Origin of the sequence: Nostoc flagelliforme FACHB-838 (assembly GCF_014698065.1) — a bacterium.
GTDB lineage: Bacteria > Cyanobacteriota > Cyanobacteriia > Cyanobacteriales > Nostocaceae > Nostoc > Nostoc flagelliforme_B.
Genome location: NZ_JACJSI010000009.1, coordinates 25475 through 50742 on the forward strand (window position 1 = coordinate 25475; position 25268 = coordinate 50742).

16 protein-coding genes and 1 pseudogene are annotated in these 25268 nt (G+C 42.5%); 6 read left to right on the forward strand and 11 right to left on the reverse strand.

The window, feature by feature from the left end; translation table 11 throughout:
• Positions 1–19 precede the first annotated feature (19 nt).
• The 3 genes and pseudogenes from H6G97_RS07015 to H6G97_RS07025 form a co-directional block, all read right to left on the reverse strand.
• Complete coding sequence (locus H6G97_RS07015) at positions 20–886, reverse strand: GDSL-type esterase/lipase family protein (protein WP_190939951.1); 867 nt, start codon at positions 884–886, stop codon at positions 20–22.
• Between the two features lie 154 nt (positions 887–1040).
• Positions 1041–1196 (reverse strand): annotated as a pseudogene (locus H6G97_RS07020) (ammonium transporter); the annotation flags it as partial.
• A 225-nt stretch (positions 1197–1421) separates the two neighbouring features.
• Complete coding sequence (locus tag H6G97_RS07025; RefSeq protein ID WP_190939952.1) at positions 1422–1745, reverse strand: YnfA family protein; 324 nt, start codon at positions 1743–1745, stop codon at positions 1422–1424.
• 237 nt (positions 1746–1982) lie between these two features.
• On the opposite strand from H6G97_RS07025, the gene H6G97_RS07030 reads away from it, so the two are divergent.
• The gene (locus H6G97_RS07030) at positions 1983–6677 is read left to right on the forward strand and encodes a GAF domain-containing protein (protein ID WP_190939953.1); all 4695 of its coding nucleotides are present in this window, start codon (positions 1983–1985) and stop codon (positions 6675–6677) included.
• A gap of 77 nt (positions 6678–6754) precedes the next feature.
• On the opposite strand, the gene H6G97_RS07035 is transcribed toward H6G97_RS07030, so the two are convergent.
• Positions 6755–8302 carry an acyl--CoA ligase gene (locus tag H6G97_RS07035; RefSeq protein WP_190939954.1) on the reverse strand — a complete coding sequence of 516 codons (1548 nt, stop codon included), beginning with the start codon at positions 8300–8302 and terminating at the stop codon, positions 6755–6757.
• A 290-nt stretch (positions 8303–8592) separates the two neighbouring features.
• Here H6G97_RS07035 and H6G97_RS07040 point away from each other — a divergent pair, with 290 nt between their 5' ends.
• Positions 8593–9735, forward strand: coding sequence for a BMP family ABC transporter substrate-binding protein (locus H6G97_RS07040; protein ID WP_190939955.1), 1143 nt, complete (start codon positions 8593–8595; stop codon positions 9733–9735).
• A gap of 79 nt (positions 9736–9814) precedes the next feature.
• On the opposite strand, the gene H6G97_RS07045 is transcribed toward H6G97_RS07040, so the two are convergent.
• A complete protein-coding gene (locus H6G97_RS07045) occupies positions 9815–10276 on the reverse strand; it encodes a hypothetical protein (RefSeq protein ID WP_190939956.1) in 462 nt (153 codons plus the stop codon).
• Positions 10277–10508: 232 nt separating this feature from the next.
• Here H6G97_RS07045 and H6G97_RS07050 point away from each other — a divergent pair, with 232 nt between their 5' ends.
• Positions 10509–12353 carry a tetratricopeptide repeat protein gene (locus H6G97_RS07050; RefSeq protein WP_190939957.1) on the forward strand — a complete coding sequence of 615 codons (1845 nt, stop codon included), beginning with the start codon at positions 10509–10511 and terminating at the stop codon, positions 12351–12353.
• Between the two features lie 30 nt (positions 12354–12383).
• Here the strand turns inward: H6G97_RS07050 and H6G97_RS07055 are convergent, their stop codons facing one another.
• Both H6G97_RS07055 and tftA read right to left on the reverse strand, forming a co-directional pair.
• Entirely contained in the window at positions 12384–14996 is a 2613-nt protein-coding gene (locus H6G97_RS07055) for a BsuBI/PstI family type II restriction endonuclease (protein ID WP_338421606.1), read from the reverse strand.
• Between the two features lie 440 nt (positions 14997–15436).
• On the reverse strand, positions 15437–16789 hold the full coding sequence (tftA, locus tag H6G97_RS07060) for a hormogonium tapered terminus morphoprotein TftA (RefSeq protein WP_190939958.1): 1353 nt from the start codon (positions 16787–16789) through the stop codon (positions 15437–15439).
• Positions 16790–16930: 141 nt separating this feature from the next.
• Here tftA and dnaG point away from each other — a divergent pair, with 141 nt between their 5' ends.
• Positions 16931–18886, forward strand: coding sequence for a DNA primase (dnaG, locus tag H6G97_RS07065; protein WP_190939959.1), 1956 nt, complete (start codon positions 16931–16933; stop codon positions 18884–18886).
• A gap of 15 nt (positions 18887–18901) precedes the next feature.
• Here dnaG and H6G97_RS07070 read toward each other — a convergent pair whose 3' ends face one another.
• On the reverse strand, positions 18902–19528 hold the full coding sequence (locus tag H6G97_RS07070; protein WP_190939960.1) for a YdcF family protein: 627 nt from the start codon (positions 19526–19528) through the stop codon (positions 18902–18904).
• Positions 19529–19832: 304 nt separating this feature from the next.
• Positions 19833–21173 carry a DEAD/DEAH box helicase gene (locus tag H6G97_RS07075; RefSeq protein WP_190939961.1) on the reverse strand — a complete coding sequence of 447 codons (1341 nt, stop codon included), beginning with the start codon at positions 21171–21173 and terminating at the stop codon, positions 19833–19835.
• Between the two features lie 209 nt (positions 21174–21382).
• On the opposite strand from H6G97_RS07075, the gene infC reads away from it, so the two are divergent.
• Positions 21383–21898, forward strand: coding sequence for a translation initiation factor IF-3 (gene infC / locus H6G97_RS07080; protein WP_338421607.1), 516 nt, complete (start codon positions 21383–21385; stop codon positions 21896–21898).
• Between the two features lie 939 nt (positions 21899–22837).
• Here the strand turns inward: infC and H6G97_RS55875 are convergent.
• Entirely contained in the window at positions 22838–22987 is a 150-nt protein-coding gene (locus H6G97_RS55875) for a helix-turn-helix domain-containing protein (RefSeq protein ID WP_190939962.1), read from the reverse strand.
• Between the two features lie 889 nt (positions 22988–23876).
• Here H6G97_RS55875 and H6G97_RS07090 point away from each other — a divergent pair.
• The gene (locus H6G97_RS07090) at positions 23877–24443 is read left to right on the forward strand and encodes a PAS domain-containing protein (RefSeq protein WP_190939963.1); all 567 of its coding nucleotides are present in this window, start codon (positions 23877–23879) and stop codon (positions 24441–24443) included.
• Between the two features lie 42 nt (positions 24444–24485).
• Here the strand turns inward: H6G97_RS07090 and H6G97_RS07095 are convergent, their stop codons facing one another.
• On the reverse strand, positions 24486–25193 hold the full coding sequence (locus tag H6G97_RS07095) for a Crp/Fnr family transcriptional regulator (RefSeq protein WP_190939964.1): 708 nt from the start codon (positions 25191–25193) through the stop codon (positions 24486–24488).
• Positions 25194–25268: the final 75 nt, after the last annotated feature.

The following is a 25268-nucleotide window of genomic DNA, read 5'->3' on the forward strand; positions in this document are numbered from 1 at the left end:
GAAAAAGGATTTAATGCCTTTAACCTTTACCCTTCAACCTTTTCCCCTCTTTTTCTTGTTGGGGTTTTAATTCGATTTCACTATATATCTGCAATGCAGAACGCCAAACTATATAGCCTTCAGGACTTAGGTGTAAACCATCAGTAGTAAATTCGCGGCGGAGATTTCCTTGTTTGTTGGTGAACAGGGGATATAAATCGAGATATTTGACACCTTTTTTGGTAGATATGCTTTGCAGTTGCTGATTTAACTTGCGAATGCGACTATTGGCAACAGCCAGAAGTTTTTCTCGTCCTTTCCAGGTTGCTTCTTGCGCCCCATGTGGCAAAATCGATTGAACAACAATTTGCGCTGTGGGATGCGTCTTTCGAAGGTAATTGATAATTTGACGCTGATTATCTAAAATTGCCTCGTCGCTGACCCCGCGAATTAGGTCATTAATACCAATCATCACAAAAATCACCTCTGGCTGGGTGCGGTCAAATATCTGTAATCTTTTCAAAAGACCATTGCTAGTTTCGCCAGAAATTCCTTGATTGAGCCAATTTTTACCTTCGGGTAATAACTCAGGGGGAAACCACAAACTCAGAGAATCTCCCGCCAGAATAGTTAAATGCGGAGGACGTTGGTCTGCGGCGACCTTGGCTTCTTGCTTGAGGATGTCTACCCACTGTTGGTAAGTGAGTTGGTGACGGCGGCCCAAATCAGGTGTAGCAATTTGGGGTGAACTGTTCAGGTTGATTGGCTCTAGGGATGTTATTATCCCAAAAAAAGCGGCCAATCTCTGCTGTTGCCAAATTAGCAAAATGACCGCCAACATTAGGATGCCGTTGGTTAACAGCGAAAAAAATGCCCAGATAGGAAAGGTTTTAAAAGAAGTAGACACAACTAGCGAAATTTACCAATTATTTGAATCAAATTTTAACGCTAGCGATCGCAAATTACACAATCTTAAATTGGGAAGTGGGGAATAGGAGAGAATAATAACTCCTTACTCAGTACAGACAGACGCGATTAATCGCTTCTCTGTCTACTCCCTACTAAGTGGGGCGATCGCCAAACTCCGAATTGTAACCTTCTTCGCCATATTCGTTAATATCCAAACTTTGCACTTCAGCTTCCTCTTTGACTCTTAGCCCGACTGTAGCATCGATAACCTTGAGAATAATCCACGTACCAACACCTGCGATCGCATATAGCGGTTCTCGTTTACGTGAGTACACCCGTAAGGGCACCGCACTGCCGTGCCCCTACACCTTGCAATATAATCTTGTACCGTATCTGAATGGGAACCGCTATACCACCAACCCCATGCACCGAATAAGTATCTAAAGCATCGTCAATTTGTAGCTTGTGCTTATTACCTGTTTAAAAGGGAACAATATAAAAGTTCTTTGTCAAAAAAAATATAAAAATTTTATTTAAGTTCTGGGTACAAACATGATCATTAAAACACTCACTAAAGCTAAACATGCTCCGATTAAGTCATACCGGTCTGGAGTTACCCCGTCTACCTTCCAACCCCAAAGCATTGCTATTGCGATAAACACGCCGCCGTAAGCTGCATACACTCTGCCAAAATTTGCCGGTTGGAGAGTTGCAATAATTCCATAGACAGCTAAGGCAATTCCCCCCAATATGCCCCACCAGAACGGCTTACCTTCACGCAACCACAACCATATCAGGTAGCCACCCCCGATTTCAAATAAACCAGCCCACAAAAAATACAACACGGACTTAATCATTTGACTGATTCTTTAATAACGTCGAACTCAGTGAAATTACGCTAACGCTTTTAAGTAAACTATTGCCATTAATTAAAGTAAGTTTGTTGACGTGGGTACTGCGTGCTGAGGGATGAGAAGAAACAAAGTAAGGACTTCTTTTTTAATAATTCTCCCTAACCCCCAGTCCCCAATCCCCCTTATCCCCAGAGGGGGCCCCACCTTCTCCAATCCCCAGAATGTAGATAAGGCTTAAGGATGAAAGCACCATTACCTGATAACGAAGCCCAGAGAATTGAGGCACTTTTGCAATATAAAATTCTTGATACACCATCTGAAGCCGCTTTTGACGACCTCACCCGTTTAGCCTCCTATATTTGTCAGACTCCTATTGCTTTAATTAGCTTAATTGATACAAATCGCCAGTGGTTTAAGTCAAAAGCCGGTTTCCATGTCCTACAAACACACCGAGATTTTGCATTCTGTGCCCATGCTATTCTCCAGACTGATGTTTTCGTTGTGCCAGATACAACAAATGACGAACGGTTCGCTACTAACCCACTGGTAACATCTGACCCATATATTCGGTTTTATGCTGGTGTACCTTTGACTAACCCTGAGGGATACACGCTAGGAACCTTGTGTGTAATTGATTATGTACCACGAGAACTTACTCCAGAACAAGTGGAGGCATTACAAAATTTAGGTCGTCAAGCCATCAAGCAACTAGAATTGCGCCGGAATTTAGCAAATTTGGTACTTGTTACTAAGAAAAGTAAACAGTCGCAGAAGGTACGCAAGCAATTTTTCAAAAAGATAGTAACAGGTTTTGGTTTGGCTTCGACAATTTTAGTTTTGATTAGCGTGGTTTCTGATCAAAATATAAGAGAATCTAGCAATAATCGCACTACTACAGTAAAAACTACTTATAAAAAAATTAACAGCCTAGAAAAATTACTATCCCAGATAAAAGATGCTGAGATTGCACAAAGTAGTTACATTTTCACTGAAAAAAAACTTTATCTAAAACCGTATAAAGTAGCGGTTACTAATGTCAAGCAAGAAATTGCTAACCTGAAGAGTTTAACAGCAAATCAACCAAACCAACAAAAGCAGATTGCAACCCTTGAATTTCTTATAACAGCTAAACTTGCTGAACTAAAACAGGCTATGGACTTGCGCCAGAACAAGGGATTAGAGATGGCGTTGCAAGTACTACTGAGAAATAATGAACAAAATCTCATGGGTGATATCCGCAAGATGATTAATGAGATGGAAAACAAGGAAAGGGAAAGACTTCAGCAGCAGTCACAAGCAAAAAAAGCTAGCAATCGGAATACAATTCTGGCACTTGCGATCGCCATAAGCCTAAGTTTTATTGTTCTTGCTGTAGTCTACTACTTCATCTATCGTGAGTTTCTTGAGCGTATGAGAACAGAAGAAGCCTTAAATCAAGAACGCAATTTTATCTCAGCAGTACTGGATACAACCAGCGCTTTAGTAATAGTTCTCGATTCTCAAGGGCAAATTGTTCGTTTCAATCAAGCTTGTGAGCAAACAACAGGTTACTCTTTCGATGAGGTGAGAGGTAGATATTTCTGGAACTTGCTCCTACTTCCTGAAGAGGTGGAGTCAGGCAAAGCAGTTTTTGAGCAATTTCTAACTGGTCATATCCACAATGAGTATGAAAACTATTGGGTAATGAAGGATGGCAGTCGCCGACTGGTAGCGTGGACGAATAGCTTCCTAAAAGACTATGAGGGGTGTATTGAATACATCGTTGGCACTGGCATTGACATCACTGATCGCAAACGCGTACAAAAGCATTTAACTGCACAATATGCTGCAACCCGCGTCTTAGCTGAGTCTGCCACGACAAGCGAAGCTACTCGTCAAATATTGCAAGGGGTCTGCGAGAGTTTGGGATGGGATTTGGGTGAAATTTGGATGGTCGATGAGCAAGCGAATGTGCTGCGTTTTCTCGATATCTGGCATAAAGCATCCCTTGAGATGCAAGAGTTTAAATCACTGAAGCGGCAAACCACCTTTGCGCCAGGAATTGGATTGCCTGGCCGAGTTTGGGCTAGTTCTGAACCTGTTTGGATCGCTGATATTGTTAAAGATATTAATTTCCCTAACTTCCAAATTGCTGCTCAAGTAGGATTACACGCAGCTTTTGGTTTTCCAATCCGCAGCAGTAACAAAATCCTTGGTGTCATTACCTGCTTCAACCGTGAAATTCAGCAGCCTGACCAAGATTTAGTAAAAACGATGAGTTATATCGGTGAGCAAATGGGGCAATTTATCCAGCGTAAACAGGCTGAAGAAGAAATACAACGCCAAAACTTGCGATCGCAACTATTTACCGAAATCACCCTCAAAATTCGCCAGTCTTTGCAAATCGAAGAAATTCTTCAAACCACTGTCGAGGAGGTACAAAAGATTCTCAAGACAGACCGGGTTTTAATCTATCAGCTTTTACCAGATGAGTCTGCAACCACTGTGATTGAAGCAGTAGTTTCTGGCTTACCAGCAATCAAAGAGCAAAGCATTACTCATCCTTACTTCCAAGCGGAATATCTACAACAACACTATTTACAGCAGTACCGTCAAGGACAGATTTTAGAGCTGGCTAACTTGGATCTGCTGGAAGTTGAACAAAGCTATCTGGAATTAATGCAACAGTTTGGGGTCAAAGTAAATTTGGTTGTGCCCATTCTTGTCAAGGAAGAAGTTCGTGGTTTGCTCATAGTTCATCAGTGTGACGATTCCCACCATTGGTCTAGTTTTGAAACTCATCTTTTGCGGCAAATAGCCGACCAAGTTGGTATTGCCTTAGCCCAAGCCCATTTATTAGCAGCAGAAACTCGTCAGCGACAAGAACTTGAAATAGCCCGTCGCCAAGCCGAATTAGCTTCTCAGGCTAAAAGTGCCTTTTTGGCAAATATAAGTCATGAAATTCGCACTCCGATGAACGCTGTATTGGGGATGACCAGTTTGGTATTAGATACTCCCTTAGAACCAGAACAGCGAGATTTTATAGAAACAATTCGCGTTAGTGGAGATGCTCTTTTAAGTTTAATCAACGAGATTTTGGATCTTTCCAAACTTGAGGCTGGAGGGATGGCTCTCGAAACTCTAGATTTTGACGTATCGACTTGTATAGAAGAAGTGGTGGAATTATTAGCTTCCTCAGCCCATAACAAGGGATTAGAAATTGCTGCACTGATTGAGCATAACGTCCCCACGCAACTCAAAGGAGATAGTGGTAGGCTGCGGCAAATTCTCATGAACTTAATCAGCAACGCTATCAAGTTCACCAGCGCTGGTGAAGTATTAGTGCAAGCCGAATTGCGTTCGCTTTCTTCCAATACAGCCACCATCCATTTTGCCATCACAGATACAGGTCTTGGCATTAGCCCTGAAGACCAACGCAAACTATTTATGCCATTTACCCAAGTCGATGCTTCTACAACTCGCAAGTATGGTGGTACCGGCTTGGGATTAGCCATCTGTAAACAACTGGTGACTTTAATGGGAGGAGTAATTGGGGTAGAAAGTGAGATGGGGAAAGGATCTAAGTTTTGGTTTGAGGTGCTTTTTACGAAGCAAGTTGAGCCTGTTTTGCCACAATGCGATGATCGCACAATTTTGCGCGATCGCCGCTTGTTAATGGTGGATAACAACGCCACTAATTACAAAATTATCCACCATCAAGCAACTCATTGGGGAATGGAAGTAGACCAAGCTGACAGTATTGCTGCGGCTCTCAAAGTTATTCAGGAAGCTCGTGAGCAAGGCAAATCTTATGATGTCGCTTTGGTTGATATGCAAATACCCCAAACTTCTGGCATGGCAATAAACGAACAAATTCAAGCCAATTCTGGAATTGCCAAGATACCTTTGATTATGCTCGCCTCTACTAATCAACGGGATGAAGTACAGCAAGCGCTCAAAATCGGATTTGCTGGTTATTTAGTAAAACCTATCAAGCCATCACGACTCCTCAATACCATCATGACTATTTTAGAAACTCAGCCGGAATCAGAAGAAGGGGCTAGAGGTTCGAGGTTAGAAGCTACTGAAAAGGTTCAGAGTAGAGAAACTTCAGGCATTCTTACTTCCTCTGCTCCTAACGTATCTACTAAAGCCAAGTTAAGAATTCTGCTAGCTGAAGATAATTTAGTAAATCAGAAAGTAGCCTTGAAGCAACTCCAGAGTTTGGGCTACAAAGCCGATGTTGTTGCTAACGGCAAGGAAGTTTTACAGCTATTAGAAAAAATTCCTTATGATTTGATTCTAATGGATTGCCAAATGCCAATCCTCGACGGTTTAGAAACCACAAAAGAAATTCATCGTTTGCAAGAGGATGCTTTTGCCCTGCGTCGTCGTCCTGTAGTGATTGCGATGACGGCTAATGCGATGAAAGAAGATGAACAAATGTGTCTAAGTGCAGGAATGGACGGTTATTTGAGCAAGCCAGTGTTTAAAGAAAAATTGGCTGAGATTCTGGAGCAGTGGACAGGCGTGATCCTCTCACAACAAGAGGAAGTTGTGTATGAACAGACAGTTTGTACCACAAATAACGGCAAAATTGACCTAGCAATTAATTGGGAACACTTGCATCAAATATCGGGAAACGATCAAGAATTTGAATTCAATCTATTGCATTTATGCGTTGAAGATATTAAACCCCGTTTAGAGACAATTAAAATAGCGATCGCACATAATGACTTTAAACAAATAGTGCGAGAAGCTCATCACCTTAAAGGCGCTAGCAGCAACATTGGAGACACAGCTATGTATTTAGCAGCTAACAAATTAGAACAACTAGCTAACAATCAAGACTTGAGAGGTACTACTAACTTAATTTCAGAATTAGAAGAATTTGTCAACCACATTCAAGACTTTTTAAGCAAAAACAAAGTCTTAACAATTCCAAATTCAAAATAATAGGGATTGGGGATTGGTTATTTCCCCCTACCTCCCCTGCCTCCCCTGCTCCCCCTGCTTCCCTCACTCTCTACTCCCTATTCCCCAATATTAAGCAATTTCGCGATCACTAACCGTTGCAGTTTTCCAGTAGCACCACGAGGTAGTTGCTCTAAAATGTGAACTTGCTTGGGAACTTTGAAGTCTGCCAGCATAGTTGAACAGTGAGCTAAAAGTTCTTTTTCGCTAGCTTCTGCTTTTAGCACCACAGCCGCGTGGATATCTTCTCCTAAAGATTTGTGAGGGACGGCAAAGGCTAAGGCTTCGGCGACGGCGGGATGGCGCAGCAAAACATCATCCACTTCTAAAGGAGAAATCTTTTCCCCACCCCGATTAATCAATTCTTTAATGCGTCCAGTCAAACGGAGATAGCCGTCTTCATCCACAGTACCCTGATCCCCTGTGCGGAACCAACCGTTTACAAAAGCTGTAGCGTTAGCTTCTGGGTTGTTTTCGTACCCATCTATAACATTGGGTGCTTTTACCACCACCTCACCCAAGCTTCCCTGAGATAATAAGTTACCTTCAGAGTCCATAATGCCCACTTCTACGCCAAACCCATAACCTACAGTACCTGGTTTCCGCACTTTTGGCGGTAGGGGGTTGGTGGTCATTAAGTGAGATGCTTCAGTCATGCTATAAGATTCCACCACTGGAGCATTAAGAGTTGCCTCTAGCTGTTCAATGATAATTGGGTGTAAGGAAGCACTACTAGAGCGAATGAAACGAAAGCGGTTAGCTTTGACAATTGCTGTGTTGCGGCTAGCGCGTGCCAAAATTGTCTGGTGCATGGTTGGCGCTGCGGAGTACCAAGTGGGTTTGTAGGTATCTACCAGTTTCCAAAACTCCAAGGCATTAAAGCCATTGGGACAAACTAGTGTACCGCCCGATCCCAGAGTTGCTAGCAAACAGCCCACCAATCCGTGAATGTGGAACAGAGGCATTAGGCAAAGTGTAGTGTCAGCTGCGGTGAGTGAGTAAGCACCGATGAGGTTGCTGGCTGAAGCGATTAAGTTGCGATGACGAATCGGTACACGCTTGGGACGACTGGTAGTGCCGCTAGTATGGAGAATCATCGCTATATCATCGTCCCCAACTAAATTTTCCCAGTCTCCAGCGATGCACTTAGCTTGTCCTTCGTGGAACGTCTCGGAGAGAAGTGTCTTTAGTCCCCTGTCCCCAATCCCTAATTCAAAGCTTAATGTGCCGTCAGTATTTACCTTGGCATTAATCAGCATCATATCAGGTGTGACGGCGGCAATGGCTGCTTCTGGCCCCTCAGACAAAGTAATCAGCGCTTTTGCCTGGGTATCTTTGTAGTAAAAGGCAAATTCTTCTTGTTTGTATTTGGGATTCAAGGGTGCAGCAGTGCCACATAGGGCGGCAGCCAAAAAGGTAATCGCCATTGGTGAACCATTAGTCATGGCAATGGCAATACGTTCTCCTCGTTTCAATCCAAAGCTGTTGAGTTGGGATACCAGCCCAATAACATTCTCGCGCAATTGCTTATAGGTTAGCGATCGCCTTTCAGGTGTAACTAGCGCTGAATGATTGTCTTCCCCTGCTAAAAGTTCAAATAAATTCATTAGTTTTTCTGATCTGTAAACAGATGATCTAGTTAATAGTTTTACCAGTAGTTTCTCGTAGATTATCTGCAATCTGGACATGATACATGATATACTTCCCAAAGTTTAAAAATTAGCATTTTTTTACTTTAAACCCTGTTCCCTTGCATATTTTCAAGCGACTTCTGGGGGTTGGCGACTTTAAAACTAAAGTAAAAAGCTAAAATTAAGTAAATAGTCAATTTAAACCGTGTTTGGTGTTACCAGCGATCAGAAAACCTTTTGGCCCAGGTAAACCCCATCGATAAAATATGGATCGTCGGAATTTTCTAAAGTATGTCACTTTAGCAGGATCTACTTTTGCCTCAACTAGTTGTGTTCAAGGTAAAAATTCCAAATCGCAGAGTGAAGTGTCTCTCTCAGCATCGTCTGTGGTAGTAAATGAACCTCTCAAGGTGGCATTTGTTTATGTGGGCCCTGTGGGTGATTTTGGTTGGACTTATGCCCATGATTTAGGTCGCAGAGACATGGAAGCCAATCTTCAAGATAAGGTCAAAACTACCTTTGTCGAAAATGTCAACGAAAGTGTTGACGCTGAAAAGGTGATTCGCCAACTAGCATTAGATGGTAATAAGTTAATTTTTACAACTTCCTTTGGGTACATGAACCCGACAATGAAAGTTGCCAAGGACTTTGGCGATGTTGTCTTTGAACACTGTACAGGATACAAACGTGCTGCCAATGTCGGCACTTACCTAGGACGCTTTGAAGAACCGCGTTACTTAACCGGCATGATTGCTGGCAAAATGACAAAATCCAATGTAGTTGGCTTTATTGGCGCATACCCAATTCCAGAAGTAATTCGGGGCATAAATGCATTTACTCGAGGAGTATTGCTAACAAATCCCCAAGCAAAAGTTAAGGTACTGTGGGTACAAAGCTGGTACGCTCCAGCTAAAGAAAGAGAAGCGGCTCAAGCTTTGGTCAATTTAGGTGCAGATATACTAACGCAGCATACCGACTCTGGTGCTGTTATCCAACTGGCACAGGAAAAAGGCATTTATGCTTTTGGCTACAACACTGATATGAGTAAGTTTGGTCAAAAAGCTCACCTGACATCAACTATTAATAAATGGGGCAAATTCTATACAGATAAAGCCTTAGCTGTAATGAGTAATACTTGGAAGTCTCAAGAGGTTTGGGATGGTATTGGTGCAGGAATGGTGGATATTTCCCCAATGAATCAGGCGATTCCAGCTAATGTGCAACAACTGGTGAATGCAAAACGCGATGAGTTTATTCAAGGTACTGCACATCCTTTTGATGGGCCGGTGAAAGACCAAAAAGGCGTGGTGCGAGTACCCAAAGGTAAGGTGTTGGATGATAAGCAACAACTGGCGATGGATTGGTATGTTGAAGGAATTGAAGGGTTAATTCCTCAAGGTAAATCCTAGCACTGCTAAACAATACTAGGATTTATCTTTTTTATTTTTTAATTTAGTAATTGGTGTTGTGAAATTAGCAGTAGCAGAATTATGAATTAAAAATTTTCTTCAAATTTTCTGGCTGCGTTGCTGCTAAATATTGAGCCGACATTTCCGGTGTAAGTAATTCTATCATGACTTTGTTTTCTAACCAGAACTCAATAACATCAAAAAAAGAGTCGCGGTTACAACGTAATACTCTCCAACCTTCGCGTTTGCCAATCAACTCAATTTTTTCTTGAGTAGAAGAAACTGAGACTGCTGCATGAGTAGCCGTAAACCCAGAAGCAGTAGCACTTTCTGCAAACATACACTGGTTATCTCCCTTACCAGGTATTAGCTGAGTTTTTAACGGATAAAGTTCAATCCCTGTTCCATGTTCGTCAAGGGGAAAAACCATATAGCTACCTGGATGAGGAAAAAAGGGAAAAGCTTGCCCGTTAATGGCTTCAGCCAGAACTTGAGCAACGTGCTGGGGATTTTGCACAGAAAGAGATATGTGATGAATCATACTTAATTACCTCATGGTTTGTTTATAAATTGTTTATTTTGTGGAGTGCTTATCTTCCACAAGTTAAGTTGATTACTTATCACCCGATTTATATTATTTTATGCTCAGAGTAAAATGATTTACTTTTCACGGATTTTGAAAAACCTTGCTTCCATTTTTCTCCTTTAGTAAGCTACTAGTAGTCTGCCAAGACTAGAATTAGAATTGACGTGACATTCTCCTAATAGCCAAAGTGCCAGACTCTCTGCCATTAAGCGATCGCTATCTTGCCTTAATCGATGAAATTGTTGAAACCACCCTCAAGGGCAAAATTAGCTCTGTAGAACAGGTGTATCAAATGCTGCTGAAAGGAATTACTTCCGGTACAGGGGAAGTATTTGAGCTAGCTTTGAGCGATCGCCTGAATGCCCTCCAAAGCCAAGTAGATAGCCAAAAAGACGAACTCAAAAAAGCCAAGGCGACTCGGAGCTTGAGAGCCATTAAAACTATTCAAAGTCAATGGCAACGCTGGCAAGAGCAAAACAAAGCCACAGAAGCTATTGTCTTGGCAGCTTCAGAAATTACCACAGCCACCGCTGACGAGCGTCTGGCGGCCTTTATCCGGGTTACTGACCCCAATCAGAAGTATCCGCTAAATTTACAACAGCTACAGCAGTTATCAAAAGCACTGCTGCAATTTGCTCAGGTAGATTCTGATTTACAACAATTTTCCGAAGGTATTACCCGTGGTTTAGCTTCTTGGCAGCGATTACAAGACAACTTGCTCAGTTGGATGTACGAGCAAAAAGAATCCCTAGGATTTGGCGGCGTACCAGGAGAACGTGGCCCTTGGGCAAGTTGGGCTAAACAACTTAATAGTGAGTTACCCCAAGCACTGCTTCGCACCTTAGCTAGGGAAGAATCGGCAATTGAGTTTGCCCAACAACAACGAGGCATCACCCTTAGAGATTGGGTGGAAATGGCATTGATTTTACAGTTATTGCAACGGGGATTAATTAACTGGTTTGACCAACAAGCTTACGATATTAAAGCCGGGCCAAAGTTGTCCATTTCCACTTTCTTAACCTTTGCAGTGATTTGGAGTCAGTTAGCAAGTGGTTTTGGCAGCATTAGCACAGTATACAGGGATGCCTGTTCTCAAATCATGCTCCAGATTTTGCGAACCTTTGCCCAGCGTCCATATTTTCCCTTTTACGGCGGGATTTTCGCCTCTTTTACTGGTACTTATTTACGAGATGCCCTAGATTATTTGGATGAACCGCTACGGCGAGGCGAGGGAACCCAAGAAAAAGCGCGGATTTTGACCCTTTTAGGCTATTCTCAGCGTGCTTTAGGGCAATACCAGCGCTCTATTGATTTCCATCAGCAGGCGCTAGAGATAGCCAGGAATGCATGCGATCGCGCCTGTGAAATTGCCAATCTCAACCACCTCAGCCGTACTTACGTGCAACAGCAAAATTATGCTGAGGCAATTAGCTACAGTCAACGAGGATTAATATTGAGTCGGCAAGCTGGCGATAGGACAGGAGAAGCAAACGCGCTAGTAAATTTAGGTTACAGCGAAGTCATGCAAGCTCAGGAACTAGAAAATCTAGAACCAGAAACTTATGAAGCTGCAATTAATTATTTGGAACAAGGTTTAAAATTATCAGAAAAATTAGGCGATATTCAAAGTAAAGCCTTATGCGTCAGCAGCTTAGGAATTGCCTATTTAGTAATTGGACAACACCAAACGGCAATTAAATATCTCGAAGATGGTTTTAAAACAGCGCAACTTTCTGGTGATTTGTATCTCCAAGGGCGGAACTTAGCTTATTTAGCAGAAGCTTATTATCATTTACAAAATTCCGAAAAAACTGTTTACACTGGCTGCTTAGGAATGTATCTTTTAGAGCAAATTGCTTCTCGTGAGTGGCGGCAACCAGCAGGGTTACTAAGAATTTTACAAGGACAAATAGGGGCAGAAGCTTTCCAAAAATTATTACAGCAACATCGCCCGAAAATTATTGCAGTTATCGGTGTAGATGGGTACGATCACATTCCGCAATTGTTAGAAGAATATAAACAAGATATGTAAGAAAGTAATTTGATTCAGGTTTAACCGCTCTCAAGTATCGTCGCTTTCCTGTTCAGCGACTTCAATTTGGTAAGCCTGCAATAGATATTCACCATTGAAATGAATCAGGTGAGTTGAATCATCAGCAACCCAAACATCTGTTTCCCAAGCAATCTCTGCTAGATATCCCACCATTGCCTTACGGCTAAGAAATGTTGTTACCATCACCAGCGGTATTTGGACATCTCTGAATAACACTTCAAGTTCTTTCTTCCGTTTAAGATTAATGGGGCCGTGTGAAGTTACAGCTTCAATCAGCACCAACCAGTTATTTGTTGTGAAGTGAATGATCACATCTGGCATTTTGCCGTGGGAATCGATGTTAACACCCAAATCTGTCAATGCCGTTTCATCGAAGTGGGCAAACTTTTCATCTGTATCCCCAATATAGATGAGCTTTCCACCAGGAGTAAAACGAAGGGCAAAATCATGAATAATTTTTTCAATTAGAATATTCTGACCACCTGGCGATAAAGTTTTAATTTCTCCGTTAATTACTATGGGAATACGAGATATTTCACGTTCTTGAGCATATTGCTTTTTTAGAGTTTCAACTGAAGCAAGATAAGTGCAAATACTATTTTTCCATTCGTCAGTACCGTAGCTTATTAATAGTTCTAGCGCACTATTTTCAATTTGATATACAGTTTTGGGACTGTTGATAGGGCGGCTCAAATCATCTGGATTGGCAACTATTAAAGCTGCATCCAAAAATTGATGTACTGTCTGACGGCGAATTGTTTCTCGTGTGTTGGGTTTATAAGTTTTGCCATAATGTTGAGCCATAAAGTTCATCATCGGCGTAATTCCCATCAAAGGGGAAGTGGCTAATTGCCAAGAGTCTATCGGTTTTAAGTCAAGCAACGCCAAGAGAGTTAAAGCTGACCGTTCGTTAAGCTGTGCCCGTGGAAAGCCCAATTGTGTCAAGATTTGCAGCGCTTCATCAATTCGAGACTTAGTTGCAATTGGATTATTCTCTGACAGATTTGACATACTCATTAGCTTCTTTTCGATAAGTTCATCAATTTCCCGCAAAGAAGGAAACTGCTCTTTAAATCCCGTTCCTAAAGATAATAGCTGTGACAAATTAGGGTATTTTAATTTTCGCAAATCTGTTGCATTGACCTGAGTATGCCCATTGAACAACCGGAAAAAAGCATCAACTAAGGTTGAATTGAGATAAACAGCAAGCCCACGAGCCAAGTTAAGGCTGAGTCCACGCCCATCTTTGTGAAAGTAATTCAAGTGATTTTCAAAGCCGACATAGCCATAATTAAATTGGTTGGCATCATAAACTACTGCAACAACACGCCTTTTTTCTTCTTTCGATGAAAATCTTTTACATAAGACGTAATGCTCATTTGGTATTAGAAGATTCGTTGTTTCTTCTATATTTACTATTGCTTGAGGCTTTTTAGTTATTTTCGGGTACTCTACATATCCATTCGATAAATTCACCGGATAAATTAATGGAACAGTATTGGTTTCTGAATTTGTCCTTAAGTACTCTTTTGCTCGGAAATCTACTACCCGTCCGGTTGAAACTGTTAGCCCCAAATCGTTCAAAGTACAGCTTAAAAGTGCCATTCTTTGAAAGATTTGCTGGCTAATATTATCTGGAATAATATGAATAAACTGATCTAAATCATTAGGGTGAACTAAAGCTGTATATGGTACAGAGTGTGACATGATCAATTCATCATTAGCACCAGAACTGGTATTGATAATGACGCTGCTAGATTTTTGCTTTTGTTTTGTAGCTTGGATGATGATAGTTTCCTGCAAAACATCATCATCGCTAAATGCTTCTTGCCGCGATTCAAAAAGATGTATTTGCTTTAAAGCCATCATCTCTAAAAACATCTTGCGGAAGTCACGAAAATATGGCCCATTGCAAAAACTGCGCGGAGTAATCGCTACAAACTCCCCACTTGGTTTTAGAAGTTGCGCTGTAGCAGCCATAAAACCAGTATAAAGATTGCTAGTTTCCAAACCGATGGAACGCAGCAACTCGCGTACCTTGGAATTAGCATTGATTTTCAAATAAGGTGGATTGAGAATAGCATGAGTAAATTCTGTTGCGTAGTTTACCGCCGTAGGCATCGCACTATTTAATAAACCAAGCTTTTGCAGCCTAACTGCATCTTCAATAAAATCAGTCTCACGAATTTCGTAATTGAAGGAAATACCAAGATTTTCACATTTCCTCTTACATAGCTCTAGAGTCTGATGCAAATATCGAATTAGAAAAGGGTCAATTTCATAAGCTACAACGCGCAAACTTGATGTGGGTTTTCGCTGCTGACATACTTTTTCCACAAAAGCCGCTAGTAATGAACCGATTCCGGCTCCAGCATCAAGCAAGGATATTTCAGGCAAATCCAGCCTATTAAACATCCCACTCATCAATTGGGCTACTGAGGCGGGAGTCAGAAACTGACCCATCGATGCTTTTTTATCTTGCTTTAGCTTTAAACTTACTACAGCCCGACGCAGATCCACTTCTGCAAGCAAGTTTCCGCTTGATAGTTTTGCGAGGCTGGTAAACTCTAAACTACTGTTATGACTTGCTACTAACGCTCTACTGCCTGATGGAACGATCACGGTCTGTCTTCTTAATTGCTATCAAGTTTACTAACTTTACGGCATTTTTATGCTAAAGCAGACCACGTTTGCGATCGCATTGTGCAAAATTTTAGTACAGTTTTGCCTAAAAGGGTAGCGTTTTTTATGTCGGGGAACGTATTGGCAAGGCAAGCTGCTGCATTAACAAAACAAGCTGACGCATTGTTAATGCAGTGTATAACCAATTTAATTCGCTACAAATGTAGGACTTACGCATGAGTTACGGAATAACGAACCGCAGAGGCACAGAGGGCACGGAGAAATCAGAGTTGGAGAGATATTTTGCGTAAGTCCTAAAATGAATAAAATCTGTATCTAGTAATTTTGAGGCTTCTCAAGCAATGCTAACTACTCTAATAACTCACGCAGTGACAATACAGGAATACAGGGATTGATGAACTGGAAAGCTCTTGCGTGACTCAAAGAAGTCCTGCTGATTCATATAATCGTTTGAGCATTGCTGAAATCTTTGTACCATAATCCAAATCTGCTGACCACCGCCCTGATAGCTGATCAATTAATGGCGCAATCCCGCGTGTGACAAAGCGAAATCTTGGATCTACTACGTCTTGTACCAAAGGTTCTAAACTAGCGTAAGCTTTTAAATGTTGAATGTGTGCCCTCACTCCAATTCTGGCACTTGGAAAAGACGCAGCTTCCGAACCGCCACCGATCGCACCTAAGCCTGCAAAGTTATTTTGCTCTGGTCTAATATCACTACCAAATCGTAAAAATCCAGTTTCTACACACATTTGGCAAAAGGAAATATCATAGTTCACTCCTTCTATACCTGCTTCTTCCTGATAAAGTTTGGGAATGTCAGGAAACTTTACCAAAGCACTTTCATTATTATTTTTCAAGAATAATTGTAACTGTAATTCTGAGGTAGTACCGTTCGACATCACCCGCGAAAATTGACCAGGACAAACCACCAAATTCGATCGCAAGCTAACAGTACGCGTTGCAGCATCCCAAGTGACTGCAACATTAAAATCTCTCAGTTCAATCGCTTTCACATAAACTACTTTGCGATAGGTAATTCGATTGACATTAGGCGTTTTGGAAAGGTCAATCCGCAAACGGTCTACTAAATCAATGGGAATGTAAGCATTACCATTAACTAAAACTCCTTGCTCTGAGTAATTTTGTCCATTAATATTAATATTAATTGGCGGATAATTTGCTTCCGCCGGAGTTCCAGGAGTGGGGTCAATGACACGACTCCAAGTCACCAATCCGTCGGCAATTCCCAAAGCAAAATCGCGGCGACGACTTTGTAGCAAAGTCCGATCTTCTGGATTGGTAAGAAACCCTACTTCCATCACTAAAGCTGGAAGCGTTGTCTGGCGACAGAATGCTAAACTTCCTAATCCACTATTTGTATCTGGCTTGGCTCCCCGATTTGGTAATTGGGGTACGCGACGCAACAATCCCACTAGTAGTTGTTCAGCATTACTCTTGCGCTCGCTATTATTAGCAATGTAAAAGACACCAGCCCCACGCACAGAAGGGCTATTAGCCGCATTAGATTCAATTTCTAGGGCAACATCACCCCGACGGCCACGAGAATTGATCCAGGTGATAGTTTGGGCGGCGCTCAAGTCATCAGGAACCGCCAAAATTTCCACATTCCGCGCCCTTAGTTCCGTGACAATCAAATCGCGCAGCAGAATCATTTCTTTAGCTTCAGTTGTACCACCTGCGATCGCACCTGGATCGGTTCCTCTGGCTTCTTTGCCTCCATGAGCCGCTGATATAAAAATACGTCCCATTTTAAGTATTTCCTCTGATAAAATTAAATGTAAGCAATTGTATACATCATTCTTGGTCTAGCAACAAGAATATAATAGCTATCAGTTGGTAAACGCACCGCAGTGTTAACTACCAACCCATGAATTAATAAATAGACTAGAATGCAAATCCCCCGCTTGCACCCAGACACAATTGAGGAAGTTAAACTACGGGCTGATATTGTAGATGTCGTCTCGGAATACGTAGTTTTACGCAAACGCGGAAAGGATTTTGTCGGTTTGTGCCCCTTCCATGATGAGAAATCTCCCAGTTTCACCGTCAGCCAAACCAAGCAAATGTACTATTGCTTCGGCTGTCAAGCTGGGGGAAATGCCATTAAGTTTGTCATGGAGTTAGGAAAGCGCTCTTTTGCTGATGTGGTGCTGGATTTAGCACGGCGTTACCAAGTACCTGTGCAAACCCTAGAACCCGAACAACGCCAAGAATTACAGCGTCAGCTATCTTTACGTGAGCAGTTGTACGAAGTTCTGGCAACGTCCGCCCAGTTTTATCAATATGCCCTCAGACAATCCCAAGGGCAAAAGGCACTTCAATATTTGCAATCTAACCGGCAACTCAAAGAAGAAACTATACAGCAATTTGGTTTAGGTTACGCCCCCGCAGGTTGGGAAACTCTCTATCGTTATCTAGTGGAAGATAAACGTTTGCCCGCGCAGATACTAGAAAAAGCGGGATTGATTAAGCCACGCAAGGAAGGAGGCGGTTATTATGATGTATTCCGCGATCGCTTAATGATTCCCATCCGCGATGTCCAAGGGCGCGTCATCGCCTTTGGTGGTAGAACCCTGACTGATGAGCAGCCTAAATATCTGAATTCACCAGAAACCGAACTTTTTAGTAAAGGTAAAACATTATTTGCCCTCGATCAAGCCAAAGGTGGGATTTCTCAACTCGATCAAGCCGTGGTAGTAGAGGGATATTTTGATGCGATCGCTCTCCACGCGGCTGGTATTAATAACGCTGTCGCCTCTCTAGGTACTGCTTTAAGCTTAGAACAGGTACGGTTAATATTACGCTACACCGAATCGAAACAATTAGTACTCAACTTTGATGCCGATAAAGCCGGAACCAATGCCGCAGAACGGGCGATCGGTGAAATTGCTGAATTAGCATACAAAGGCGAAGTTCAGCTAAAGGTTCTCAATTTACCCGATGGTAAAGATGCTGATGAATACTTGCATAGCCACACCCCAGAAGATTATGCAGCACTGCTAAAAAATGCACCACTTTGGCTAGATTGGCAGATTCAGCAAATGATTCAAGACCGCGACTTAAAACAGGCTACTGATTTTCAACAAGTAACTCAGCAAATAGTCAAATTACTTAAAAATATCGCTAACAGCGATACACGCAACTATTACGTTTCCTACTGTGCAGAAATACTCAGCTTGGGAGATACCAGACTTATACCCCTACGAGTCGAAAATCTGCTAACTCAAATTGCTCCCCCTGCGGCTACATACTCTAAACCTGTGTCAGCGAAGAAAGCATGGGGAAGTAGCAAATCCCCACTCCCCACTCCCCACTCCCCACTTCCCACAGAACGGAGCCTTTTAGAACACGCAGAGGCCTTATTACTGCGAATTTACTTGCATTGCCCTGAACAGCGTCAATTGATTATTGCCGAACTAGAGGAGAGAGATTTGCAATTTAGCCTTTCCCACCACCGATTTTTATGGCAGCAGATTTTAGAAATTTCATCCGGTAATGAAGAAACGAAAAATTTTGTGTCTCTACCAAATTTAATTTCCCGCCTGCAAGATCAGTTCTTAGAGTTGGACAGCGAGATGACCTTAATTGCCCATTTATTTCATGTGGATGAAAAAAACCAGAAAGAAATACTTCGGACTCCACAAGTGGTTCAAGCTGCGATCGCTTGCATGGATTTGGTGATGCTGGAAAAACGCTATCGTCACTTTTTGGAACTGTGGCAACAAACTGATCCAGAAGCTGAACCAGAGCGATATCAATCCTATTATCAGGCTTTCTACGCTGAAAAAATCAAGCTGCAACAAATAGATCGACAACGGTTATTTTCCATCACAGAGTTATTGTAGTTTCGGAACCTACAGCTAGATTTTAAACACTAAATAGACAAAGTAAAAATAAGTTTCTCGGCTTAAAAACTCTATCTGACTGTGAAAACTGCGATAGCGGGTAGTAGGTGTGGGAGACGAATGTGCATCCATTCCTAGGTCTCGCGCCATTAATACGGCTCGCTTCAGATGCAATGGGTCGCTAACAATAAGAAACTTGGTTAATTGGTGAGCATTCGCTACTTCCAAAGCATTTTTGAGGTTCTGGTGAGTTGTGCGAGATTCAGTTTCAGTGAAAATGTCAGCAGCTTTTACCTGTTGTGCGATTGCATAATTTTTTCCAACTATAGCTTCTGCTGGTTCATTACTTTCGCCAACTCCGCCAGTAAAAATAATCGTCTCAACAGATCCATTTTTATATAAATTAATGGCGTGGTTGATTCGCTCTCTGAAAACAGGAGATGGTTCTTGTCCCCAAACTGCCGCTCCTAAAACAATAGCTGCATCTGCCTTGATATTATTAGTACTGCTGCCATACAAGTAAATACTTGAGGCTGTAGATGTGATCGCCAGCAAGAAGGCAGATATCAAAGCCAGTGTAACCAAAATTAACCATTTTTTGGGAATTTTGTAATTGACATGGGGCGTTGTGCTATTTTTCATTCTTAGTTTCAATATCTAAGCTAAGTGCGTAAGTCCTAACAGCAGTGTCGCTATTAGGACTTATATCATGTCCGCTTAATTTAGTTATTATTCCGGGCATCTATGCAAAAATATTAAAACTCTCTTTCCCCTGTTCCCTGCTCCCTGCTCCCTGCTCCCTGCCCCCTGCCCCTGCGGTTTTAATGATAAGTCTTTTACCGGACATGATATGAGTCCTGGTTATAAAGTCAAGTTCAAGAGCAGGTTGAAAGTGAATTTAACCGCTTAGGGGCGTTGCTGAAAGAGTAATCCTTAAGAACGAAGATTAGCGATCGCGTTTCGCAGAACGGCGTGATGCAGACGAACGAGCGCCAGGTTTATCGCCATTAATGGCAGGTGGCGCTACCTTACGTTTAGCCGATCTCTCTGGTGAGAGTTTAGCAGTACGAGCCGGACGCTTATCACTGCCGGGCTTGGGTCTGTGTTGCCGTCCATTTGCGATCGCTTCTGGTTCAATATCAAGGTTGGGCCCAAAACCAGCGACTACTTCCCTGGGCAAGCGTTGCTCGATCAGTTTTTCAATATCTGTCAATAGAGGATATTCATCGACGCACACCAGCGATAAGGCTTCACCTGATGCCCCAGCACGACCAGTGCGACCAATGCGATGCACATAATCCTCTGGTACATTGGGCAGATCGAAGTTGACTACATGGGGCAGTTCGCTGATGTCAAGACCTCTAGCAGCAATATCTGTCGCCACTAGTACCTGTAAAGTGCCATTCTTGAACTTTGCCAAAGCATGGGTACGCGCTGGCTGGCTCTTATTACCGTGGATTGCCAATGCTTGAATACGGTCTTCGCCTAACTGCTTAACCAAACGGTCAGCGCCATACTTAGTGCGAGTGAACACTAGCACTTGATACCAATTATCTCGCCGAATCAGGTGAGCCAGTAATTGGCGTTTCTTGTCACGGTCTACCTGATAAATCTTCTGGGCGATCGTGTCGGCGGTGACGTTGCGGCGTGCTACCTCAATCATTGTTGGGTGATTGAGCAGTCCGGCAGCTAGCGCCTTAATTTTGTCCGAAAAAGTAGCAAAGAATAGCAAATTTTGCCGCTTTTTGGGTAGAAGTGAGAGGATGCGGCGGATATCATTAATAAAGCCCATATCCAGCATCCGGTCTGCTTCATCCAGCACCAGAACTTCAATATGCGAGAGGTTGACTGTGCCCTGCTGTACGTGGTCTAGCAGCCGCCCTGGAGTAGCGACCAGAATATCCACTCGACCCTTCAAACGTTGTTTTTGCAGATTAATGCTGACTCCACCAAACATCACCAGTGAGTTTAGCTGCAAGTATTTGCCGTACTCGCGCACGCTTTCTTCCACCTGTGCGGCTAGTTCACGAGTCGGAGTGAGAATTAGCGCCCTGATTTGTGGATATCCATTAGATGTACCTTTGCTCTTGTCGGACGACAACCGATGCAAGAGCGGCAGGGTAAAACTAGCGGTCTTACCAGTGCCAGTTTGTGCCCCAGCTAGCAAATCGCTACCCGACAAAACGGCAGGAATTGCCTGCATCTGAATTGGCGTAGGTTCGGTGTATCCTCGTTCGGTAACGGCACGGATAATTTCATTGGACAAGCCGAGAGTAGAAAAAGACATAAGACTCCAAAAATAACATCGGCCTGTCGCCAATGGCGGCGTCAGTCTTAGGCGGACGAATAAAAATTTATTGAAAAGCTGGATGGGCAGTAGCGCAAAGACTGAGAGCGAGTGCCACAGTGCTCAATTCTAACAGATTGCCATCCATTGTGTAGTTAAAGTTGCTCTGATTCAGTGTTGTGTTAAATTGGCATTATCGGCGAAGTAAAGTGTTAAAGAATTGGGAGAAATTCATTATCGCAATCCAAAAGCAACTGATTAATTCACAGATCAAGTCCCCTAGCGTCTTCTTAATTGATCATGAGAATAATAATCGTGGTCTGATCGACACCAATGAGGCGCTACAGCTAGCTGAAAGCTTAGAGCTTGACTTAGTTGTAGTCTCTCAAGGCAAAGACGCTCCTATAGCGAAGATTCTCAACTATGGGAAGCTTCAGTACCAAAAGAAAAAACGTCAGAGCCAGAGTGCTAGACCCACGGTAAAGGAAGTTCGCTTCGGTCTAAACGTGGGCATCGCTGATTACAATTTACGCATTGAAAAAGCAGTTCAGTGGTTGAGTAAAGGCGATTCAGTGAAGTTTGCCATCCGTTTACGGGGCCGAGAACATCAATATCGTGACCAAGCAGGAGAACTGCTAGACCGAATTGCAAATGATCTCAGTCAAGTAGGTAAAATCCAGTCGCTGGATAAACGCGCACTAATTGTTCAAGTCATTCCTGCCTAATTAATCTAGCGATCGCTAGAGGATGTATTTATGGCAGTTTGTAAAGAACGAAAAAAGCCGGAGGCAACATTGTAGCTTCTATGGAAAAAACTTAACGTTCTGCCCACAGAAGACACCAATGGGTTTTTTCAGTGTGCATCTAGTCGCGCCTGCACAGAGGTACACTGGAGATAAAAATGGAACCTTAAATCAGTGGGGGATGCAATAACCCCAAGTGCTGGGACATTCAAACATCCCAGATACTTTCTACGAATATTCATAGAACCAACCCATCTCTGTGGAACTTAAAGCCGCACTAACACTTAAAGGTGCGGCTTTTGTGTTTATGTTGTTTACTGCAAGATAGATTAAGTACAGCTTTGCCTAAATTCATGAGGAATTGAGGGTTGGAATTTAAACGCAGATGCGCTTCACCTTCCCGCAGGGTAGGGGCGCAAAGGTAAGCAGAGGATTGGCTGCGAGTTAATGAAATGTTGTATTAAGGCTTTTTTATTACTCTGAAAAAATAAGATACAGCGTTTTTCAGGTAAATGAAGTATACGGGTAGGGGCACGGCAGTGCCGTGCCCTGACGATAATTTGTACCTCACCAAGTTGCAATCTGCTGTATTTGTTAAGTTGGGTTGAACTTTAGTGTTACCCAATAAAATCAAGGATTCTTGGTGTTGGGTTGCCCTGTGGGAAGCCGCTTCTCTACGAGATGTCCTGCAAACATCGGTGAGTTTCCAGATAAAAAGACTTTTGTCAATCAGTTAAAATACTTAAAAAAACTTAATAAGAATGATAATCGTGTATGGGGAGAAGCTGCGCGTAGCTTGCTGCTTCTTTGTTCGCGGAGCGTTGCGTAGGGAAGGAGTACAAGCCGGAAAATCCGCTGTTAATAAGGTTCCGATCAAATCCCCCTTAATAGAGGCACGGGGGATTAAAAATTTTCTTCATTTTATCGCCAGTGAGAAAATCGTTCCACAATATCCTTTACTGTCTTATAACTTAAATGAAACTGCTGGGCGATCTGGCGACTAGAATAACCTTCTCTGCTCATTGTTAAGACTTGAAAAGCATACTTGTCTAATTGTTTTAAATCATCCATCTAATTTCTAGACCTTTTGTATAGAGGGTTGGGTAAAAATTTGTATTATTCTAGATGTAACAATTATTGTAAAACAAGCTCTTACAGTAATTATTCGTAATTCTTTTGAGTTATAAGAAAGCCTTAAGTCTGCGAATAAATTAGAGAGATGACTGTGGTTAGGGCATATCTAAAAAAAATTACTCTTTTTGCCAAATTTATTCTTGTACCTGGTGAAAAAGCTAAGGTAGATAAAGTATGGTTTAATGTTAAGTTGGCTAGCAATAAGGGATACAAAGGGACTTGCAAAAAATAAATTATCCCAAATTATTCCTAGATTTGTGAGGCGCAAGGCGTTGCGCCCCTTCGTACCCTGCGGAACGCTTACGCGAACGCAGAGCGTTCCGCAGGGATGGGATATTTTTTTAACTGGAAGCCCCAAAGCAAAAGTTAGGGGTGCTTTTAAGAAAATTGAGTCATAAATGTAAATCTTAGACTTGCCAAAAAGCTCTGTTTATAAAGGTTCTAGTGACATCAACCTCTCAACTTCCTTGCTTAGTTGTAGTTTTTCAAAGCCAGGGTTAAGAACTTGTGGCGACTTTTGCAGCGATACCGGAGTCTGAGTGTCAAGAGCAAATTTTCATAATATTGTACGAAATCGTACTGACTGGGAGCGACTGAGTTCTTTAAACTTTAAACAATACTTAAATTTAGGCAATCCCGAACGTCTAAGAAATTTAGGAGCAAATTCATCGATGGCAATATCCCTTAATTTCTCGTTACTGGTTAAAACCCAGTAACTAACAACTGGTGGGATAAAATCCTTTAGGAATTGCTTAACAGTCTCTTTCTTTATATTCAGGGATTGAAACTTAGATGCCACCTGAATTAATAATGAACCTAGATATGTATGTTTACCCAGCAGTTACAGTCAGTGCAAGGGCGTTCAGCTAACTTGTACCAAGATACGAACACCGCAGTACAGCCAGAAGCCGATATGCTGCTAGCAACTTTGAAGGAACTTGATACTGCTTCAAAAACACTAGAGATAGTTACAGAGAAGTTGTTCGAGCAAACTCAAAAATTGGGAAATGTACAAGTACGGCTTAGAGAGGAATACAAGCGCTACCAAGACCTGTTAAACTTCATACCAAATGCTTACTTGGTGACTGACACACAAGGAAAAATTCTGTCAGCTAATCGTGCCACGGCGTCACTATTCAATCTTCAACAGCGATTTTTGGTAAACAAACCGTTAGTCTGTTTCATTGCAATAGAAGAACGTCAGGCGTTTCGTTCCCAACTAAACCAGATGCACACGTCTGAGTGTGATTATGTGCAAGAGTGGATATCACGGATACAGCCCCGTGACTGTGAGCCTTTTGAGGCTGCTATAACTGTAGCTTGTGTGCGCGACGTTAAAGGCAAGTTAACAGGCTTGCGCTGGATGGTGCGCGACATCCATCACATCTCGTAACAGCCTCTATTAGGGCTAAAAAGGTGAGAAGGACTCTATTCGTTATCTCTCTACCTTAAACTTTAGCAGGCGATCGTATTCTTTTTTGATTACCCCATAACACTCACAAGAAGCCTCTTCTAGTCCCTGCGGATCAAGGATATGGATTTTCTTTCGGCTGCATTCGATAAGACCTTTCTTCTCCAAGAGATGGGCCGTTTCGGTGATGCCAGAACGGCGCACGCCCAATATGTGGGAGAGGAACTCATGGGACAGGAACAGTTCATCCGAGTAGAGACGGTCACTGGACTCAAGCAACCAACGGGCCATGCGTTTTTCTATAGTATGAATGCGGTTGCAGGCAACATTCTGTGAGATTTGCGCGATATAAGCCTGTGTGTATTTGAGCATCACATCCCGCAGCGGCTTATTAGTGTCGAACTCATCCAGCAGCAGATATGCCTTCATTTTCACCGCCTTGCCGGGAACCTGAACGATGTACTCGGTCTGCGTCGTCTCGCTCCCGCCCATGAAGGCGTTGATCCCTACCATCTCCCGACTTCCAACCACTCCGGCTTCAACCGTGCTACCGTCCATCATTGTAACGGTGACTGAGATTAGGCAGGTGAGAGGGAAGTAGACTTGTTCGATGGTTTCGCCGGGTCGGTTGAGTACCTTACCGGATGGAAGTTCGACCTCCTCCATTTTGTTTTCTATGTGCTTGTATATGTCGCGGGGCAGAGCGGTAAGCAGAGTATTTTCAGTAGCCATATTTTTGTTAGAGCTTATTTATTAACTATTTTTAATATTGTTAAGCTATGACATCCGAAGACCTATAAGTAGGTC

Coding starts and splice junctions, on each gene's coding strand:
- H6G97_RS07075 (WP_190939961.1), bottom strand. CDS start 21,173: ATGTCTTTTTCTACTCTCGGCTTGTCCAATGAAATTATCCGTGCCGTT.
- H6G97_RS07030 (WP_190939953.1), top strand. CDS start 1,983: ATGAAAGCACCATTACCTGATAACGAAGCCCAGAGAATTGAGGCACTT.
- tftA (WP_190939958.1), bottom strand. CDS start 16,789: ATGGGACGTATTTTTATATCAGCGGCTCATGGAGGCAAAGAAGCCAGA.
- H6G97_RS07095 (WP_190939964.1), bottom strand. CDS start 25,193: ATGGCTACTGAAAATACTCTGCTTACCGCTCTGCCCCGCGACATATAC.
- H6G97_RS07070 (WP_190939960.1), bottom strand. CDS start 19,528: ATGAAAAATAGCACAACGCCCCATGTCAATTACAAAATTCCCAAAAAA.
- H6G97_RS07045 (WP_190939956.1), bottom strand. CDS start 10,276: ATGATTCATCACATATCTCTTTCTGTGCAAAATCCCCAGCACGTTGCT.
- H6G97_RS07025 (WP_190939952.1), bottom strand. CDS start 1,745: ATGATTAAGTCCGTGTTGTATTTTTTGTGGGCTGGTTTATTTGAAATC.
- H6G97_RS55875 (WP_190939962.1), bottom strand. CDS start 22,987: ATGGATGATTTAAAACAATTAGACAAGTATGCTTTTCAAGTCTTAACA.
- H6G97_RS07035 (WP_190939954.1), bottom strand. CDS start 8,302: ATGAATTTATTTGAACTTTTAGCAGGGGAAGACAATCATTCAGCGCTA.
- dnaG (WP_190939959.1), top strand. CDS start 16,931: ATGCAAATCCCCCGCTTGCACCCAGACACAATTGAGGAAGTTAAACTA.
- H6G97_RS07090 (WP_190939963.1), top strand. CDS start 23,877: ATGTTTACCCAGCAGTTACAGTCAGTGCAAGGGCGTTCAGCTAACTTG.
- H6G97_RS07040 (WP_190939955.1), top strand. CDS start 8,593: ATGGATCGTCGGAATTTTCTAAAGTATGTCACTTTAGCAGGATCTACT.